The sequence below is a fragment of the Acinetobacter genomosp. 33YU genome, assembly GCF_001990725.1.
In the GTDB taxonomy this organism is placed as follows: domain Bacteria; phylum Pseudomonadota; class Gammaproteobacteria; order Pseudomonadales; family Moraxellaceae; genus Acinetobacter; species Acinetobacter seifertii.
The window spans coordinates 344,974-364,099 of sequence record NZ_LFZQ01000011.1 but is presented as its reverse complement, the minus strand read 5'-3'; the positions used below and the strand labels follow the sequence as shown (position 1 = coordinate 364,099).

The 19,126-nt window shown below is 38.6% G+C and carries 16 protein-coding genes; 10 read left to right on the top strand and 6 right to left on the bottom strand.

Annotation, left to right across the window (positions count from 1 at the left end; all coding sequences use genetic code 11):
* Positions 1 to 3: 3 nt before the first annotated feature.
* Positions 4 to 1,011, bottom strand: a complete 1,008-nt coding sequence (gene cydB, locus AC056_RS15290; protein ID WP_077164091.1) for a cytochrome d ubiquinol oxidase subunit II — start codon at positions 1,009 to 1,011, stop codon at positions 4 to 6.
* A complete protein-coding gene (locus tag AC056_RS15285) occupies positions 1,004 to 2,449 on the bottom strand; it encodes a cytochrome ubiquinol oxidase subunit I (RefSeq protein WP_077164090.1) in 1,446 nt (481 codons plus the stop codon). Before AC056_RS15285 ends, cydB begins: the two co-directional genes overlap by 8 nt.
* A gap of 653 nt (positions 2,450 to 3,102) precedes the next feature.
* Here AC056_RS15285 and AC056_RS15275 point away from each other — a divergent pair.
* From AC056_RS15275 to AC056_RS15260, 4 genes are all read left to right on the top strand, one after another.
* Entirely contained in the window at positions 3,103 to 3,921 is an 819-nt protein-coding gene (locus AC056_RS15275; RefSeq protein WP_077164088.1) for a hypothetical protein, read from the top strand.
* A gap of 118 nt (positions 3,922 to 4,039) precedes the next feature.
* Entirely contained in the window at positions 4,040 to 5,335 is a 1,296-nt protein-coding gene (locus AC056_RS15270; protein WP_077164087.1) for an acyl-CoA dehydrogenase family protein, read from the top strand.
* 176 nt (positions 5,336 to 5,511) lie between these two features.
* Positions 5,512 to 6,903 carry an LLM class flavin-dependent oxidoreductase gene (locus tag AC056_RS15265; RefSeq protein ID WP_077164086.1) on the top strand — a complete coding sequence of 464 codons (1,392 nt, stop codon included), beginning with the start codon at positions 5,512 to 5,514 and terminating at the stop codon, positions 6,901 to 6,903.
* A 195-nt stretch (positions 6,904 to 7,098) separates the two neighbouring features.
* The gene (locus tag AC056_RS15260; protein ID WP_077164085.1) at positions 7,099 to 8,565 is read left to right on the top strand and encodes an MFS transporter; all 1,467 of its coding nucleotides are present in this window, start codon (positions 7,099 to 7,101) and stop codon (positions 8,563 to 8,565) included.
* Positions 8,566 to 8,625: 60 nt separating this feature from the next.
* Here the strand turns inward: AC056_RS15260 and AC056_RS15255 are convergent, their stop codons facing one another.
* On the bottom strand, positions 8,626 to 9,810 hold the full coding sequence (locus tag AC056_RS15255; protein ID WP_077164084.1) for a hypothetical protein: 1,185 nt from the start codon (positions 9,808 to 9,810) through the stop codon (positions 8,626 to 8,628).
* 443 nt (positions 9,811 to 10,253) lie between these two features.
* Here AC056_RS15255 and tauA point away from each other — a divergent pair, with 443 nt between their 5' ends.
* Genes tauA through tauD form a run of 4 tightly spaced genes read left to right on the top strand, consistent with a single transcriptional unit; the run spans position 10,254 to position 13,854 of the window.
* The gene (gene tauA / locus AC056_RS15250; RefSeq protein ID WP_077164083.1) at positions 10,254 to 11,294 is read left to right on the top strand and encodes a taurine ABC transporter substrate-binding protein; all 1,041 of its coding nucleotides are present in this window, start codon (positions 10,254 to 10,256) and stop codon (positions 11,292 to 11,294) included.
* 9 nt (positions 11,295 to 11,303) lie between these two features.
* Entirely contained in the window at positions 11,304 to 12,098 is a 795-nt protein-coding gene (locus AC056_RS15245; protein ID WP_077164082.1) for a taurine ABC transporter ATP-binding protein, read from the top strand.
* Positions 12,095 to 12,964 (top strand): taurine ABC transporter permease TauC, encoded by an 870-nt coding sequence (gene tauC, locus AC056_RS15240; protein ID WP_022574940.1) that lies wholly within the window; start codon positions 12,095 to 12,097, stop codon positions 12,962 to 12,964. Before AC056_RS15245 ends, tauC begins: the two co-directional genes overlap by 4 nt.
* Before the next feature lie 8 nt (positions 12,965 to 12,972).
* Positions 12,973 to 13,854 (top strand): taurine dioxygenase, encoded by an 882-nt coding sequence (gene tauD / locus AC056_RS15235; RefSeq protein WP_077164081.1) that lies wholly within the window; start codon positions 12,973 to 12,975, stop codon positions 13,852 to 13,854.
* A 69-nt stretch (positions 13,855 to 13,923) separates the two neighbouring features.
* Here the strand turns inward: tauD and AC056_RS15230 are convergent, their stop codons facing one another.
* Both AC056_RS15230 and AC056_RS15225 read right to left on the bottom strand, forming a co-directional pair.
* Entirely contained in the window at positions 13,924 to 14,658 is a 735-nt protein-coding gene (locus AC056_RS15230) for an aspartate/glutamate racemase family protein (RefSeq protein ID WP_077164080.1), read from the bottom strand.
* Positions 14,655 to 16,124, bottom strand: a complete 1,470-nt coding sequence (locus AC056_RS15225; RefSeq protein WP_077164079.1) for an NCS1 family nucleobase:cation symporter-1 — start codon at positions 16,122 to 16,124, stop codon at positions 14,655 to 14,657. The genes AC056_RS15230 and AC056_RS15225 overlap by 4 nt, the downstream gene beginning before the upstream one ends.
* A gap of 396 nt (positions 16,125 to 16,520) precedes the next feature.
* On the opposite strand from AC056_RS15225, the gene AC056_RS15220 reads away from it, so the two are divergent.
* Entirely contained in the window at positions 16,521 to 17,261 is a 741-nt protein-coding gene (locus AC056_RS15220) for a GntR family transcriptional regulator (protein WP_077164078.1), read from the top strand.
* A gap of 49 nt (positions 17,262 to 17,310) precedes the next feature.
* On the opposite strand, the gene AC056_RS15215 is transcribed toward AC056_RS15220, so the two are convergent.
* Positions 17,311 to 18,201, bottom strand: a complete 891-nt coding sequence (locus AC056_RS15215; RefSeq protein WP_077164077.1) for a LysR family transcriptional regulator — start codon at positions 18,199 to 18,201, stop codon at positions 17,311 to 17,313.
* 200 nt (positions 18,202 to 18,401) lie between these two features.
* Between AC056_RS15215 and AC056_RS15210 the strand changes: the two genes are divergently transcribed.
* Positions 18,402 to 19,088: a hydrolase gene (locus AC056_RS15210; protein WP_019458906.1), complete on the top strand. Its 687-nt coding sequence runs from the start codon at positions 18,402 to 18,404 to the stop codon at positions 19,086 to 19,088.
* The last annotated feature ends 38 nt before the right edge of the window (positions 19,089 to 19,126 follow it).

Sequence of the window (19,126 nt, the reverse complement as noted above, 5' to 3'; positions counted from 1 at the left end):
TACTTAATGATAGCCTTCATCACCTACACGGACTTTGTCTCTAAATACCCAATAAGACACAATGGTGTAAGCAATAATGATTGGAATCAAAATAAGTGCACCAACCAAAGCAAACATTTGGCTAGAATGAGGCGCCGCAGCCTGCCAAATGGTGACTGATGGCGGAATAATATAGGGCCATAAACTAATCACAAAACCAGTAAATGCAAGGAAAACGAGGGCCAATGTATATGCAAATGGTTTGAGGTCGTGATTCTGCTTTTTACATGCCGATAAAATTAGGCCAACAAACAATAAGACCAAAATAGGTACAGGACTAAAATAGAAAAGATTTGGTAAAGAGAACCAGCGATCTGCAATTTCAGGATGAGTCAAAGGCGTATATAAACTTACAGCGCCAAAAATAATGAGTAGTGCAATAATTAGCTTAGGCATAAGCTCATACATACGTTGCTGTAAGCCTTTTTCAGTTTTTAAAATGAGCCAGCCACAACCCAAAGTTGCATACATAGCAACTACACCAATACCTGTAAAGACCGTAAATGGTGATAACCAATCAAGAGATCCACCAGCATAAATACCATTTTCGGTTTTGATCCCTTGAATATAAGCACCCAAAATAATCCCTTGAAGGAAGCTGGTTAACACTGAACCCCAAATAAAAGCCAAGTCCCACAGATGTTTGGTGCGATGAGCTTTAAAACGGAATTCAAAAGCAACGCCACGGAAAATCAGGGCAATCACCATAAAGATAATAGGTAGGTATAGTGCTGATAAAACTGTTGAATAGACCAGTGGAAATGCTGCATATAGACCAGCACCTCCGAGTACCATCCACGTTTCGTTACCATCCCAGACAGGGGCGACGGTATTCATCATCACATCACGTTCTTGGCTGTTCTTAATGAATGGGAACATGATCCCGATTCCTAAGTCAAAGCCATCCATGACCACATAAATCATGACACCTAAACCGATAATACCGACCCATATTAAAGAAAGATCAATCATGACGGTTCTCCCCAGATTTTTGGTTGCTGTCAATATTTTCATCAACTGCACTGAGTGGGCGCATTGGTGTTTTAAAGTGTCCAACACCACCAGATTCGATATTTGGTGTATCGATAAATGATGGGCCTTTATTAATGAGTTTTAAGGTGTAGTAAATACCGCTACCAAAAACGATGGTATACACCACTACAAAAATAAAGAGACTGAGGCCGACTTGATCTGCCGACACCGTATGAGATAAGCCATCTTTGGTTCGCATAATGCCGTACACTACCCAAGGTTGACGGCCTACTTCAGTGGTGACCCAGCCTGCAAGTAATGCAACATAACCTGCTGGGCCCATTAGTAAAGCAAATTTGTGGAACCACGATGTTTCATAAAGCTTTCCGCTTTTACGCAGCCAAAGGGCAATCAGTGATAAGGTAACCATAAGGACACCAAGGCCAACCATCACACGGAAGCTCCAGAAAATAATGGTTGAGTTTGGACGATCTTCAGGTGCGAAATCTTTTAAACCAGTGACTTGACCATTTAAACTGTGAGTCAAAATTAAGCTACCCAAATATGGAACCCCCACTTCAAAGTGGTTACGTTCTTCTTTCATATCTGGAATAGCAAATAACAGTAATGGCATTGGTTCGTTATGATTGGTTTCCCAGTGACCTTCCATTGCGGCAAGTTTGGCAGGTTGATGTTCACGAGTGTTTAAACCATGGTTATCACCAATCACCACTTGTAAACATGAAGTCACAAGTACCATCCAAAGACCCATCGAGAATGATTTTTTCACCAGTTCATCACGACGGCCTTTTACTAAATGCCATGCAGATGTTCCTACGACCAATAAAGATGAAACCAAGAAGGCAGCAGCACCCATATGGGCAAAGCGGTAAGGGAACGATGGGTTAAAAACGATAGCTAGCCAGTCTTTAGGCACAATAATGCCATTTTCGATCGCAAAACCTTGCGGGGTTTGCATCCAACTATTGGAAGATAAAATCCAGAACATGGAAATACATGTTCCGATGGCAACCATAAGCGTCGCAAAGAAATGGGCTCGCGGGCCAACACGACCCCAACCAAATAGCATAATGCCTAAGAAACCTGCTTCTAAGAAGAAGGCACTTAACACTTCATAGGTAAGTAAAGGACCAGTAATACTTCCGGCGACTCGTGAAAATTCACTCCAGTTGGTACCAAACTGGTAGCTCATTACGACACCGGAAACAACTCCCATACCAAATGCAACGGCAAAGATCTTAATCCAGTATTTAAATAGATCTTTATAAATTGGGTTTTGCGTTCTTAACCATTTCCATTCTAAAACTGCTAAAAAACAGGCAAGACCGATGGAAGTGGCCGGAAAAATAATATGGAAGGATACTGTGAAAGCAAATTGTATTCGCGCTAATTCTAGAGCGGTTAGACCGAGGCTCATAAACTTTCCCCCTGTGAACTAGCTGATGATGATTGAATGAGTTAAATACTTATTTTCAGGCAAAAAAGTACTCTGGCGATTAAACTTACTTCTGTGATAAATGTTCTTAGCAAGTAAAATGCCAACAGGGTAAAGCAATATAATTGCTTGATATTTCAGTAGAATAGTGCGATTGATTGTTTTCAATCTGTTAGCAAAGTTTATGCTTGATGTTGCATTTGTAAAAATGCATGTTGCATTGAAACATTGATGAAATATCTGGCGATATGCAATAGATCGTCTCATGAAAACTACCTACCTTAAGAAGTTTTCTTAATCATGCACTCGCTCTATTTGTATATATAGATACAGAAATTTTTTATAAAACTATAACAGTTCAGTGCTGTTTCGAGGGGGTGCTATAGTTTTTTTTCGATCATCTGTAGCTATATATTCAGTCCTCTAAAGTTCACAATAAAAATGAACAGGATTTACCGTCGACCTAAACCAACCTTCAATACTCAATGTGAACGCTGCTTTAGATTTTTTTAAGCACATGATTATGTTCTTCTTTTCTATTTCCATTGTTGTTTTGTGTAGGGTCCGGTTGCTGCGTGTTTCTTAAAGACCTGAGTGTAAGTGTAGCGCTTCTAAAATAGCTTGGATGTTAAAAAATGTTTATTACTTCTCAACTCAATGTTCTACATAAAATTATTAAAAATCAGTCTATTTCTACCTTGGTAATAGATCAGTTAGAACAGACTTATGTGAACCTTGAAGCAACTTTACTTAGAGCGAAAGTACTCAGAGACTTTTCTAAAACTCAAACGGTTTATTTAATTCAGTCGCATATTGAGCCACAGCAAAGCAGTTTGGCTTATCTATTCTCACCATTTATTTTTGCGAACCTAAACAAAGCTGCTATTTATACAACACCTGCAACACCACCTGTGCTTACTATTCTTAATAAATACTATCAAGCTGACAAGAAGGTCGTATTTAAGATAGATGAAGTTTTAGAAAGCCTAAAAATATATCTAGATTTAGAATTAATAGAGATGGGAGAAGCTGACTTTATTTATTTAAAATTAATCAAAGCATTATGTCGAAGCGATATCTCCACAGTTTTTTTAATAACACATTTAGAGCTTGATTTAGAGGCTTTAAAGCAACTTGAACAGTTCTTAAAAATAAAAATTCATTGGGTCAAAGTTGTAAAAGATGAGGGTCTAAAAGGTGTAGATCAGTTGGATATGCGAAAATTATTATTTAAAAATAAAGATGAAGCATATGTACAGTTATGTGCTCATTTTGCGCAAATGAATGCAGCACTGGTCGGGTTATGCGATACCTTTACTGTTAGTCAAATGACGCACTTAATTGATGATATGTTTTATTCAGAGCATATCTTCGAAAAACTTTCTGTCTATTCAGAATATATGCAAACCTTATTGCAAAGTCAGCATAGTCTTAACAAGAAAGAGATCGCTTAGGGCGATCAGGCTTTTGATTGGCGTTATATCAAGATTGAATACTGTTATAAAAAAATAATCGTTTTCATGTGAAATAAATATTTTATGGTAAAAGCAAAGCAATATTGGTTTTACTTACATGACAAATTTAAATTTTGAGCATCATCTCGGTTCCTTAACACACGCTGCACTAAGTCAGGCCTCAATTATTTCTCGCGTGTGGGGTGAAGGGCCAACTGAGCGTTATGATGAATTGGCAAAAAATTTCAGACCAACTTTTGCCCGTATTAAAGAAGGGGCTTTAATCCGTGAGCAACAGCATATTTTGCCTTATGAACAACTCCAGTGGCTTAAAGATATTGGTTTTACGCGCTTAAGACTTCCCAAAGCTCATGGTGGCTTTGATGCAACTATTCCTGAATTATTTGCATTGCTCATTGAACTTGCTGAAGCCGACTCGAACTTACCGCAAGCTTTGCGTGTGCATTTTGGTTTCACTGAAGATGTCTTGGTAAGTAAAGACAAAGCGTTTCAACAGCGTTGGCTGAGCCGAATTGCCAATGGGGAAACAATCGGTAGTGCATGGTCTGAAGGCGGGAAAGAGTCAATTGATCAGTTCGAAACACATTTATATCGAGACAATGAAGGAAAAATTCGCGTTAAAGGTAAAAAATATTACACCACTGGTAGCCTATATGCAGACTGGGTGGACGTTGGTGTAACAGATTTAAAAGGAGAGTCTGGCTCGGTCGTTGTGCGCCGTGAAGATGAAGGTGTCGAAATTGTCGATGACTGGAATGGCTTTGGTCAGCAACTCACCGCAAGCGGTACAGCATATTTCCATGACGTATTGGTCGATGAAAATGAAATTTTACCTGACGATGACCGTTTTAAATATTCAGCGGCTTACTATCAACTTGTTCAACTGACAATCATTACAGGTCTAGGGCGTGCTGCAACCTATGATGTTTCTCAAGCTGTGGCGAAACGTACACGAAACTACACGCATGCAAATGCCCAATTTGTAAAACAAGATCCCCAAATTTTACAAGTAGTAGGCCAAATCCGTGGCGCGGCTTACAGTGCAGGGGCGATTGTTGAAAAAGTCGCACAAAGCTTACAACGTGCTTACTTAGCTGCATTTCAAAATAATGAGCAGCTTGAAGAAGAGCAAAATGCACTTGCCGAGCTTGAAAGTGCACAATCTCAAACGGTTATTACCGATTTGATTTTAAATGCTTCTACGATTTTATTTGACGCTTTAGGTGCTTCCGCAACAGACAAAGATTTAGGCCTAGATCGATACTGGCGTAATGTACGAACTTTATCTTCACATAACCCGAGAGTATTTAAAAATCGAATTGTCGGTGATTTTAGTGTAAACGGCACATTACCACCGTATCAATGGCGAATAGGGAATGTTGCTAAACAATAAATTATAGTTTTAGATATTAAGCTGCTATTTTAGTGGCTTAATATTATTTTGATTTTTTAAATTAAATTATAAAAATCTATTAGAATAAAATCATATTTTGTTTGGGGTTTATATTATAAAGAAAATATAAAAATTGCTTTAGTATAAAAATTAAATAAAATGCTGGTTGATATTTTATGACTAAGAAAATTAGTTTTAATGCTTTTGAAATGAATTGTATTGCCCATCAATCTCCTGGATTATGGCGACATCCTCAAGATCGATCTGTTGAATATAAAGATTTAGAATATTGGACAGATTTAGCACAAATTCTTGAGCGTGGTTTTTTTGACGGTATTTTTATTGCAGATGTGCTTGGTATTTATGACGTTTATCATCAAAGTGCTGAACATGCCTTAACAGGTGCAGTACAAGTTCCAGTCAATGATCCGCTACAGATTGTGCCTGCGATGGCAGCAGTCACAAAGCACTTGGGTTTTGGTGTCACGACCTCTATTTCTTTTGAACATCCTTATCCTTTTGCTAGACGTATTAGCACGCTAGACCATTTAACCAAAGGGCGAGTTGGATGGAATATCGTGACGTCTTATTTAGAAAGTGGTTCGAAAAACTTGGGTCTAAAAACTCAGGTTAATCATGACAATCGTTATGATATTGCTGATGAATATTTAGAAGTCCTTTACAAACTTTGGGAAGGGTCTTGGGAAGAAGGTTCGGTACTTCGTGACCGTGAAAGCGGTATCTTTGCTGACCATAAAAAAGTGCATCCAATTCAGCACGAGGGTAAATACTTTACTGTACCGGGTATCCATATTTGTGAGCCATCACCGCAGCGAACACCAGTACTTTACCAAGCAGGTGCATCTTCACGCGGACAGAAGTTTGCTAGTCAAAATGCCGAGTGTGTATTCATCGCAGCGCCATCTAAAATTGCTACAAAAAAAGTGGTACAGGGTATTCGCCAGAAATTGGCTCAAGAAGGCCGCGACCCGTACTCTGTCAAAATTTATGCGCTTTTGTCAATTGTCACTGATGAAACCGATGCAAAAGCACAAGCTAAGTTTAAAGAATATCAAAGCTATGGAAGCTACGATGGGGCGTTAACATTACTGTCTGGCTGGTCTGGTGTTGATTTTTCACAATATCAACCAACTGACAAAGTTGAATATATTCAAACCAACGCGATTCAATCTTTATTAGATTCTTATGTAAATGTAGACCCAGAACGTGTTTGGACCATTGAAGAAATTGCAAATTGGAACAGCTTAGGTGGTAATGGACCTGTGTTAGTGGGTTCGGCAGAAACAGTTTCAGATGCTCTAGAACAATGGGTTGAAGATACCGATATTGATGGCTTTAACCTTGCCTATATTTTGGCTCATCAAACCTTTGCCGATGTGGTTGAGTTTATTGTGCCAGAGTTACAAAAACGTGGGGTATATCAAACCTCATATGCACAAGGAACATTAAGAGAAAAACTATTTGGTGCTGGACCATATTTGCCTGAAAATCACCGCGGTGCAAAATATCGTAATCTAAAAGAGTTAAAACTTGCTGAGGCGAGTTAATATTTTGCAAAAACCATTAAATAAATAGCTGGTTAAATACCAGCTTTTATTTTGCTTTTTTATATCGGTTTTACTGCTGAGTTAATAATGAAAAGATAATTCTATAATTTAGATTAAAACATCAGATTAATTTGTTTTTGTATTGTGTGAATAATCATTATTTTGTTCCTGTTATTAAAGTTTAGGAATTATTAAGTGAGCACACAAGAACTCGATCATAACCATCGTTATGAAATTAAATCTCCCGATGATGTTTCACAATTAATTTCAAAATTTGCAGGGAAGGGTAAATCGAATAAAGTTATTTGGTTGGCATTGATTGGGGTGTTTATTGATGCCTATGATTTAACAACACTGTCCTTTGGTATTGAGCAAGTCATCTCAGAGTTTTCTTTAAGCCCTGTGATGACTGGTGTAGTGGCTTCAGCAATTGTCTGCGGAACTATTGTTGGTAACCTGATTGGTGGTTGGCTGACAGATAAAATTGGCCGTTATCGAGTCTTTATGGCGGACATGGTACTCTTTGTCATTGCGGCAATTGTCGCAGGTTTTGCACCGAATGTATGGGTTTTGATTTTAGCCCGATTTATTATGGGAATTAGTGTGGGGATTGATCTGCCTGTGGCAATGTCATACTTATCTGAGTTTTCCAAATTTAACGGTAGTAGCAACAAAGCAGCACGTTTAGCCGCATGGTGCCCAATGTGGTATGCCGCTTCTTCGGTATGTTTTGGTTTAGTTCTGGCGCTTTATTTTCTTTTACCCCCTGAGCATAGCAACTGGTTATGGCGAGCATCTTTAATTTTTGGAGCAGTGCCTGCGTTACTCATTATTTTTATTCGCGGTAAATATTTAACTGAATCACCCATTTGGCTTGCAAACCAAGGCGATTTAAAAGGTGCGGCTAAAGTTCTACAAGAGTCCTATGCGATTCATGCAGTCGCTACAGTTGAAAAAGTAGAAAGAACTGCTGAAAAGAAAAAGCGCGAGGGTTTTGCAGTTTTATTTAATAAAACCTATTTGCCAAGAACGATTGTGGCAATTGTGATTCACATTTCGGTGGCATTTCAGTACACCACCATTGCTTTCTTTCTACCTTCTATTTTAACGCGTTTCTTTCATACTGATGTCTTGACGACGATTACTACAACGCTCGGACTCAATCTACTATTTGCATTTACGGGTGGGCTGTTAGGCGTATTTGTTGCGAGTAGATTTAAATCTCGTCATGTGTTGCTTACAGGCTTTTTACTCCAGTTTATAGCTCTCATTGCCTTAGCATTAATTGGTGAACCCGGTAATAGCTTTTTACTCTACACCGCAATTGGCATGCTCGGTTTATGGCTTTTTGCCGAAGGCTTTGGGCCAGGGGCACAAATGATGGTTTATCCAACCATGGCTTATCCAGCTTCGATTCGTGGCGTTGGGGTTGGCTTTAACCGTGCAGTAACTGGTGTTGCTCAAGCAATTGCTTTGTTTGTTTTACCGATCTGGATGGCGGGATATAAAACCGATGTTTACCTGATTATTTCTATCTTTGCGTTTATTCCTTTAATTGTGATTGGACTACTCATCAAGTTTGAGCCTACCGCTCAAGATGTCGATGTCATCGATGAATCTGGTCCAGAACTTCCTCTCAATAATTCACCTGTAATCGACTAGAGTAAAAATAAATCTCTAAATAAAATAAAGGCCAACATCTGCTGGCCTTTATTTTTAGAATTAGAAGTAATAAGCAAAAATCACAAACGCTTTTTTGTTCCATTTATCATTGCTTCCACCAGCCGCAAGGCCTTCACTGTCTCCTAAATATGGATCATGTTTACCCATTAGTAACTCGGCTTGTACTGTCAATTTTTGATAGTTAAAGGCAATGCCGGGAATAAAACGGGTGGAGTCTTTAAACCCGTCTTGTTCTTTTCGATAAGAACTATAGTTTAGGTAAGGACGAACAGAGGTAATGGGGCCAAACTGCTGAGGGAACAAATAGCTGAGTTCGGCTGAATAAATCTGACCTTTGGTTGCCGAATTAAATGAATAATCGAAACCGCCCAAAGTCAGATGATCTTTATATTCAGTGTCGGCATTATCAATGTCTTGATAACCAGCCAAAAGCTGTAAATTCCATTGATTATAATTGGTATTGCTAAAAACCGAATAGACTTGGCGATCGCCATCTTGCCCTGAGCGTTTGTTTTCAATGGTGGAATACCATGCAGAAGCACCCAGTTGGGTAGAGAAATTTTCTTGTCCTAAGACATTTTTAAAGGTGTGAGCACCACGAACAACAATCGAGTTCTTTTCTTTGGTATTGGTACCTTGCGGTACAGAGTCATCTGCATTGACAGGGTTGATACTAAATCGACTTGAGTCTTTGCTTTTACCTCTATAAGTTCCACCATCAGTAGGATAAAAGGCAAATTGTGCTTCATTGATTCCATCATTGAAATCATATTTCACGCCAAGGTTGTGTACATCTTCCCAGCCAGCACTATTGGCAATGCCTAAATAATAAGTATTTCCCCAAAAGCGGCCCAAGCCAAAAGGAAGTGGGTTTAAGCCAGCAATAATTTTACTATTGTCATTAATTTTATAACCCAACCATGCATCGGTGAGCCAATTTGCATCACCTAAACGCCCGTAATATTCATAAACCCGATAATCTAAGCGGCCAATCCATTTCGGGGAGTTGTAGTCCAGCCATAATACGGCGTCATTAAAAGAAAATTTACTTGTAGAAGGTTCAGAGTCAAAATCATAAACATATTTAGCCCGAACAGTACCACTCACTTTAAGTTGGCCTTCTTCAGCATTACCAAAGGTAAGCGCTGCATGGCTTGAAAGACTAAAGGTAGTCAAAGTCGTAGCGATGAATATTTTTTTTAAATTTTGGGGATGTTTAAACAAAATATATTTTCTCCTCTTAAAAATAAAAAATTAAACTTGCGTCATGTATAAACCAGAAAAAGATTTGTCTAAATCTCAATATTTGCAGAGGTTTTAAGATAAAAAGATAATAAAATCTGATCTTTATAAAAAATGGCGAAAATTGATTAGACGTAAAACATCTAATGCGATAGACCAAAAGAAAAAATGATTAAAGGTGAGTAGGATAAAATACTAGAGAGCTTATGTCAGGCTTTTCCAATCATATGATTTGGGAATAACGTTTTTAATTATTGATATATAAGTATTTTAATTTTGTATCTATTCTATAAGATTACTTAAAATTTTCTTTTTACCAAAAGATAAAAACTTATGAAGAAAAGTTATTTATAAAAATTAGATAAGCAACTCATATTTTTTTATTTTTCATTATAAAGCCGGCTGCATACCATAGGCTTATATTATTGAAAGATCATGAAATTATGAGCACGAAGACCAAACCGCTGATTGTCACGGCAATTGTGATCGTCGCAATTGTTGCATTTATCGTATGGCAAAATAAGAAAGACAATAATACAAGTGCTTCAGTTCGTGACAACAAACCTGTCGTGATTGCCTATCAAACTGGGGTTGACCCAAGCAAAGTTGCGCAGGCCAATGGGGAATATGAAAAACATAGCCAACGTAACATTCAATGGAAAAAATTTGATGCGGGTTCAGATGTTGTAAATGCACTTGCTTCAGGCGATGTCGTACTTGGCAATATTGGCTCAAGTCCACTTGCTGCTGCGGCAAGCCGTGATTTACCGATTGAAGTATTCTTAATTACATCAAAACTTGGTGCGTCTGAAGCACTCGTGGTAAGTAATAAATCAGGCATTAAAACTCCTCAAGATTTAATTGGCAAAACCATTGCTGTACCGTTTGTATCAACCACGCATTACAGCCTTTTGTCGGCACTTAAACATTGGAATATTCCAGAAGACAAAGTAAAAATTATTAACTTGCGTCCACCTGAAATTTCAGCGGCTTGGGAACGTGGTGATATTGATGCTGCCTATGTGTGGGAACCTGCTTTAAGTAAAGCTAAAGCATCTGGTACGGTTTTAACTGACTCAAAACAAGTGGGTGAGTGGGGTGCTCCAACTTATGACTTATGGGTTGTACGTAAAGACTTTGCAGAGAAAAATCCTGATTTCTTAAAAGCTTTTGTTAAAACTACGCTTGAGCAGCTTGAAAAATACAATCAAGACCCAGCCGCTTACGTTAAAGATACTGATAACGTGCAAAAAATTGCGCAGCTCACAGGTTCTGATCCAAAAGATATCCCGCTTTTATTAAGTGGAAATATTTACCTAGACCACGCTCAGCAAAAACAAACTTTAGATGGTGAATTTGCGCAAAATATTTTTGATACAGCGAAGTTCTTAAAAGGTCAGGGCAAGGTCGATCAACTGAAAGCCGATTATAAAGGCAATGTGAATTCTTCATTTTTGCAGCCTTAAGGAGTTGTCATGAGTGTACTAGAAGCCAAACATATTCATCTGACTTTTCCTAAACAGCAAAAGCCAGTTTTACAAGACATTAACCTAACCATTGAAGAAGGTTCTTTAACCGTGATTTTGGGCGAATCAGGTTGTGGCAAAACAACTTTGCTTAATATCTTGGCAGGGTTTCAAAAGCCGAGTTCAGGTGATGTGCTTGTAAATCATGAAGTAGTAAATGGACCAGATGTAACCCGCGCTGTCGTGTTTCAGGATCATGCACTCCTTCCTTGGTTGAATGTTGCAGATAATGTTGGCTTCGCTTTGCAGTTAAAAGGTTTAAAACGCGTAGATATCGAAGCACAAGTGGACGCAATTTTAAAAATTGTAGGTTTAAGTCACGTTGAAAAAGCCAATATTTGGGAACTTTCCGGTGGTATGAAACAACGAGTTGGTATTGCCAGAGCTTTGATTAGTCACGCGCCGTTTATTTTATTAGATGAACCTTTTGCCGCATTAGATGCTTTTACACGTGAAAACATGCAGCAGTTAGTGCTCGATTTATGGATTCAACAAAATAAAAGCTTCTTTTTAATTACTCATGACATTGAAGAAGCATTATTGCTCAGCAATCAGTTAGTCCTGATGACAGCGCATCCAGGCAAAATTGTAGAAACTCTACATCTCGATTTTGCTAATCGATATCGTCAGGGCGAGTCTATTCGCTCAATTAAATCGGACCCACAATTTATTCAGCTCAGAGAGCAGCTGTTTGAAAGTTTAAGGGCACAAAAACAAAGCGGTAAGGAGGCGTTAACCACATGAGTACTAAAGATAACGTCTATGAATATGACAAAGCAGGGCTAAAACTTAAGCCAGATGTGCAAACAGAAAATGCTTCATTTCTATCGTCATTTTTTGAGAAGCATCGCACTTTGGCAGTTAGCATAATTAGTGTGGGAAGTGTGGTCGCACTCTGGTTTCTCATTACTGCTTTGCATATCGTACCTGAACTGTTTTTACCGAGCCCACAGGCAGTCTGGCAAAAATTTATATCGGTCAGCCAAGAAGGCTTTATGAAGGCTACTTTGTGGCAACACTTGGCCGCTAGTATCTCTCGTGTGTTTTTGGCTTTGATTGCTGCCGTGGTGATTGGTGTTCCGCTGGGTTTGTGGATGGGGCTGAACAAATGGGTTCGTGCTGTTCTAGATCCTTTGGTTGAATTATTACGTCCAATTCCGCCGTTAGCGTATTTGCCGTTACTTGTTATTTGGTTCGGTATTGGTGAAACCACAAAAGTACTTTTGATTTTCTTCTCGATTTTGGCGCCTGTCATTATTAGTAGTGCGCATGGTGTGTTAAGCCATCAGCTAAATCGTGAACGTGCGGCATTGTCATTAGGGGCAAGTCAGTCACAAGTCTTTTGGCATGTCATTTTACCAACGGCTTTGCCTCATATTATTACCGGTATTCGTATTGGTCTTGGGGTGGGTTGGTCAACATTAGTTGCAGCAGAGTTGGTTGCAGCGGACCGCGGTATTGGTTTTATGGTGCAATCGGCAGCACAGTTCTTAATTACCGATACGGTAATTCTGGGCATTATTGTGATTGCCATTGTCGCAGTTAGTTTTGAGCTGTTTTTACGTTGGTTACAAAAACAGTTTTCTCCTTGGTATGGTCAGCAGTTGTAGTAAAGAAGATGAATACAGAAGTAGCAAACTTAAATATTGAAGTGATCAAGCCTACCATTGGCGCAATTATTCACGATATTGATTTGAATGCGTTAAATGAACAGACAACGCAACAAATCCAGCAGGCTTTGCTTGATCATCAGGTCATTTTTTTTCGAAAGCAACAATTAGCGCCGCAAGCACAAGCAGACTTGGCACGCAGTTTTGGTAGCTTACATGTGCACCCGATTTATCCTTCAATTGAAGATGTACCTGAAGTGATGGTGCTCGACAGTTGGAAACAAGACTTGCGTGACAATGAACTTTGGCACACAGATGTGACTTTTAGTAAAAATCCACCTTTAGGTTGTGTGTTGCAAGCCATTAAAATTCCACCTGTGGGCGGTGACACGTTATGGTCGAGTAATACAGCAGCTTTTAAAGGGCTTCCGCTAGAGTTACAGCAAAAATTACGTGGTTTAACTGCAACACACGATATTCGGAAGTCTTTTCCACTTGAACGTTTTGCTCATAACGAAGAAGAACGTGAAAAGCTTTTGCAAACATTTAAGCGGAACCCTCCAGTGGTTCACCCAGTGGTGCGTACCCATCCAGTTACAGGTGAGCCTTTGCTGTTTGTAAGTGAGGGCTTTACCACTCGCATTAATGAGTTACCTGAACAAGAAAGTGAGCAATTACTTGATTTCTTGTTTGAACATGCGACCCAAGAGCAATTTCATTTGCGTTGGAAGTGGCAAGATGGTGATATCGCGATTTGGGATAACCGTTGTACGCAACATAAAGCATTATTTGATTATGGCGATGCTCATCGCATCATGCACCGTGCAACCATTAACGGTGATGTGCCATTTTATAAAAATGAACAACAGCCAGAGTTAGCTGAAGTTTAATTCTTTTGTTTTCAGCCGTTTCAATTCCAACGCAGCGTTTTGAGTTGGAATTGAAACAGTAATTTATTTCTAATGTGCTCCAAATCCTGACAATATGCCTGTGTAACTCTTTACAGGAGGTGAGGCCCAATCACCAACTTTGCTGGTTTTTAAATTTAACTGGACTAACATTTCAGCTTGTTTAACGGCTGCTGCAACGCCGTCAATAACAATTACTCCCAACTCGTTTTGTAGCTTTAGACATAAATCACTCATACCTGCACAGCCCAAAACAATCGTATCGCTTTTATCTTCTGCGAGCGCTTTTTTGCACTCATCTCGTATGGTTCGATAAGCATCTGAGTCAGGAAGCTCCAACTCTTCAACTGCAATGTCACAAGCTCGAACATTTTTGCAAAATGGCGTAGCCCCATAGCGATGAGCCAGATGCCAACTCATATTCACTGTGCGTTGTAAGGTTGTGACTACACTAAACCCAGTACTTACATAACTTGCAGTTCGCATAGCTGCTTCGGCAATCCCAATTACAGGTGCTGAAGTGATTTCACGGGCAGCATAAAGCGCAGGGTCACCAAAACATGCAATAACATAAGCATCTATACCTACAAGTTCACCTTGGTGAATTTCCTCTAGCACACCTACTGCACTTAGGGCTTCATCATAATAACTTTCAATTGTTGCAGGGCCCATTTGAGGACTCACTGCAATAATTTGAGTATCAGAATTTGCGACTATCTTTGCTGATGCAGCAATTTTGTCTGTCATGCTTTGGGTGGTATTAGGGTTAATAATTTTAATTTTCATTGTACTTTTACCTTCGTCATTGCTGATTTAGCATGGGCAAGCGGTTGGTTAAGAAATCGATAAATGACAAAACCGAATCCCATCCCAATAAACCATGTGAAATTAGCAAGTGCAGAGAGTTGTGGTAACAGCACACATAGAATAGGAATTAATGAAGCTGGAATTAAGGCATAAAAGGCAGAGTGGTTATAACCATTTTTGTACCAATACAAACCTTTAGTATCTAAGGTATATAAATCATCTACCACGATTTTCTGTTTTTTAACGAGGTAAAAATCGGCTAGCAATACACCAAAAAGTGGGCCAATAAATGCACCTAAAATATCAATGGTGTAATGGATCACTTGAGGGTTATTAAATAAATTCCATGGGGTAATGAAAATCGAACCAACTGCTGCAATCATTCCACCCATGCGCCAGCTAATTTTGCTCGGTGAAACATTAGAAAAATCAAAGGCAGGTGATACAAAATTTGCGACAATATTAATTCCAATGGTGGCAATCATTAAGGTTAAACTGCCTAAAATCACCACAAAGGTACTATCAAGTTTTCCAACCATCTCGACAGGGTCTGTAATGAGCTTGCCGTACACTGGAAGCGTTGCCGCAATACACACCACAGTAAGTAAAGAAAAGCCTAAGAAGTTAATCGGTAGCCCAAGAAAGTTACCCATTTTAATCGCGTTAAAGCTTTTGCCATAACGAGAGAAATCACCAAAATTCAGCATAGGCCCTGAAAAATATGAGACAACAAGCGCAATAGCACCAATCATGACTGGTACAACCGCAAAACCGTCGTATTGAACACCGCTCAAGTTTAAATCAATATTCTGCCAGCCAGCTTTCCAGATGAGCCAGACTGCCATCGCAAACATCACAACGTAGACAGCCGGACCCGCCCAGTCAATAAACTTACGAATGCTGTCCATGCCAGACCAAAAAACAATCGCTTGCAGTAGCCAAAGCAGCATGAAGCCAACCCAACCTAGATAGGAAAGCCCAAGAAAGCCATAAGTTGAAACATCGGCATACACCGACCATTCTGGAAAGAACTTTAAAATTACCAATAAGAAAGCACTTGAGGCTAAATAGGTTTGAATGCCATACCATGCGACTGCAATAAGCCCACGAATAACAGCAGGAATATTTGCACCAAGCACACCGAAGGTTGCGCGGCAAATCACAGGATAGGGCGTACCCGTTTGTTGGCTAGACTTGGCAATCAGGTTTGTAAAAAACTGAACTATGGCAATGCCGATGAGTAAAGATAAAAGTACCTGCCAGCTATTGAGCCCGAGTGCAAAAAGGCTTCCAGCCATGACATAACCGCCGACACTATGAACATCAGACATCCAGAAAGCAAAAATATTATAAGCGCCCCATGTTTGCTTTTTTAAAGGAGCTAAATCTTGATTTGTCAGTTTTGCATCATAAGAAGGTTTAATTATTGCTTCGGTATTATTCATCTTGAACACTCACTTCCTTAAGATGGAGGCACTTTCAGCAGCATTGTTTTTCTGTCTAAAAGAATGAAATTAAAATTGTGTACAATGTGATATTTAAATTGTGCACAATTTTAATTGAGCAAAAGTTATGCCAAATTTAGGAAGTAGCGTTTATGAGTCATTAAAACTGGTATGGATTTTGGATATGAAGAGACAAATTTAGAAAATGAGAAGTGCTTAATTTTTTATAAAAAGTAAGTAAATTTAGGTGTATAAGTGGATATTTAGATGTCTAATATTGGATTGTTTAGCTCAACATAAGTGGTTTGGGAATGAGAGCAATATTCCAAAACGCTTAAGTTAAACTTACACTATTCAAAATAGATAAAGTTCTAAAAAAGGGGGGCATCAATAAAAATGGAGAAATCAATGCCATCGAATGCACCAAAAAAAGCCGTAGAAATGAGTAATGATGAAATTGATGACCATATATATAACGCTATTGTAGATGCTATTTTAAATCGACAACTTGCCCCTGGCGCACGTTTAGTTGAAGCACCTTTGTGTGAAGCATTTGGTGTAACGCGAGGAGTGTTAAGACGTGTTTTTGTCAAACTTGCACATGATAAGGTCATCGAAATTCAGCCCAATCGTGGAGCACTCATCGCAAAACATAGTGCTCATGAAACAAAAGAGGTCTTTGAAGCACGCAGCATGCTTGAAATCGCCACTGTAAAAAAGCTAGCTCAAAAGTCACATAAGCTAGATTTTAGTGAGCTTCGAGGCTTAGTCGATCAAGAGTCGCATGAGCGTTTAGCTGGGAATTGGGCCGAGTGGATTAAGCTATCAGGACAATTTCATTTAAAGCTGATTGAAGCAAATCAAAATACAATTATGACCAGTTATTTGCAGACGCTTATTGCAAGGACTTCGTTATTAATTGGGTTATATGAAATTCCCAAACATAATAATTGTTCGGCAGATGAACACCGTGCAATTTTAGATGCCATTGAACAAGGCGATGAAAAACGAGCAACTCAATTGATGGAAGAACATTTAGAACACTACGCGACGACATTTATTGAAGAAGACAGCACAGCAACAGCAGAGCAAAATTTATTAAATTTATTTAAAAATAAGAAGATTGAAACCATTTAAACTAACTAAAAAATAATGGGCCAATTCTTCTGGAAAAGGCCCAGATTGGTTATTTTATAGGAACGATTTGACGCGTTAAAAAATCAATAAATAATTTTACCTTCTTCGATAAAATCTTACGATTTGGCCATGTGACATATAGGTGAAGCGGCTGACTGGTGTAGTCCTCCAAACATTTCTGTAATTTACTTTCTTTGTAGTAAGGCTCTGCAATAAACTCTGGAAGAAAAACAATGCCGTGGTCTTTCAAACACATATCTAATAATAATTCACCATTATTACAGGTCATCACTGGGAAGCAATTAAAGGACACTTCTTTTTGATCTTTTTGGAAAATCAATTTCTTATGTCGACTGTCTTGATAATAAATCAGAAACTTATGTTCTTTAAGTTCTTCTAATGAGTCTGGTAATCCATGCTGATTGAAATACTCAGGTGTCGCATATAGATAGCGCTGATAGGTATTTAATATTTTACTATTTGCTAAGTTTGGAGGAGAGCCATCTACGCGAATGGTTAAATCAAATTTATTATTATTCATGTCTAGTAGTTGATCAGTCATGAATAAATCAATTTTGATGCTGGGATATTTCTCAATAAAGTCTGAAATGATATTTTGAAGAAAAATATTGCTAAAAGACATTGGTGTATTGAGCTTGAGTTCGCCTTCTGGGTACTGCTGGTTATAGCTAATTTCGTAGGCAGCCCATTCAAACTCACTTAAGATGACTTTGCTATGCTGATAAAACTTTTCTCCACAAGAGGTGAGGTTCATCTGTCTTGTGGTTCGGGTTAACAGTGTAGTTTTTAGGTCATTTTCGAGGTAGCAAACACGTTTGGCCACTAAATCACGAGAGATATCGAGTGCTCTGGCTGCGCTACTAAAATTCCCATGTTCTACGACACTTACAAAAGTGGAAATACAGTCTAATCGATCCATGGTTAAGCAAAAGTTAAAAAAATATATATCAATGATTAAACTATAAAAATTAAAAAGCAATCATTGATTTTATTGTATTCGTACAGCATACAGATTCGAGCTGATTTACTGTCTATTTTTTTACATTTTTATCTGTTTTGATAATAAACATTAGATTTTTTACTTAAACACAAAACTTATCAGTAATAACGGAGTTATTCATGAATAAATCACTTTTAGAACAATTATCACCAACGAATTGTCAGGTTATTTTTATTGATCATCAGCCACAAATGGCTTTTGGGGTACAGTCAATAGATCGCCAAGTATTAAAGAATAATACTGTAGGGTTAGCAAAAGCAGCTAAAACATTCAATATTCCTGTCACCATTACTACGGTTGAAACTGAAAGCTTCTCTGGTCATACCTATCCAGAACTTTTAGATGTATTTCCAGATGCTCCATTACTAGAACGTACTTCTATGAACTCATGGGATGACCAAAAAGTACGTGATTCTCTTGCAAAAAATAATCGTAAAAAAGTGATTGTGTCAGGCTTATGGACTGAAGTGTGCAATAACACTTTTGCTTTTGGCGCTATGCTTGAAGGTGATTATGAAATTTATATGGTTGCCGATGCGTCAGGTGGTACATCGAAAGAAGCTCACGATTATTCTATGCAGCGCATGATTCAAGCAGGTGTTATTCCAGTAACTTGGCAACAAGTATTACTTGAATGGCAACGTGATTGGGCACACCGTGATACCTATGATGCAGTTATGGCAATTGTACGCGAGCATTCTGGTGCTTATGGTATGGGTGTGGATTATGCTTATACGATGGTACATAAGGCACCTGAACGTACAACTTCAAAACACGAAGTACTTGCACCAGTTCCTGCAAAATAAAACAGTACTGATTTAGGTAAAGGCATGTCTAGTATTCA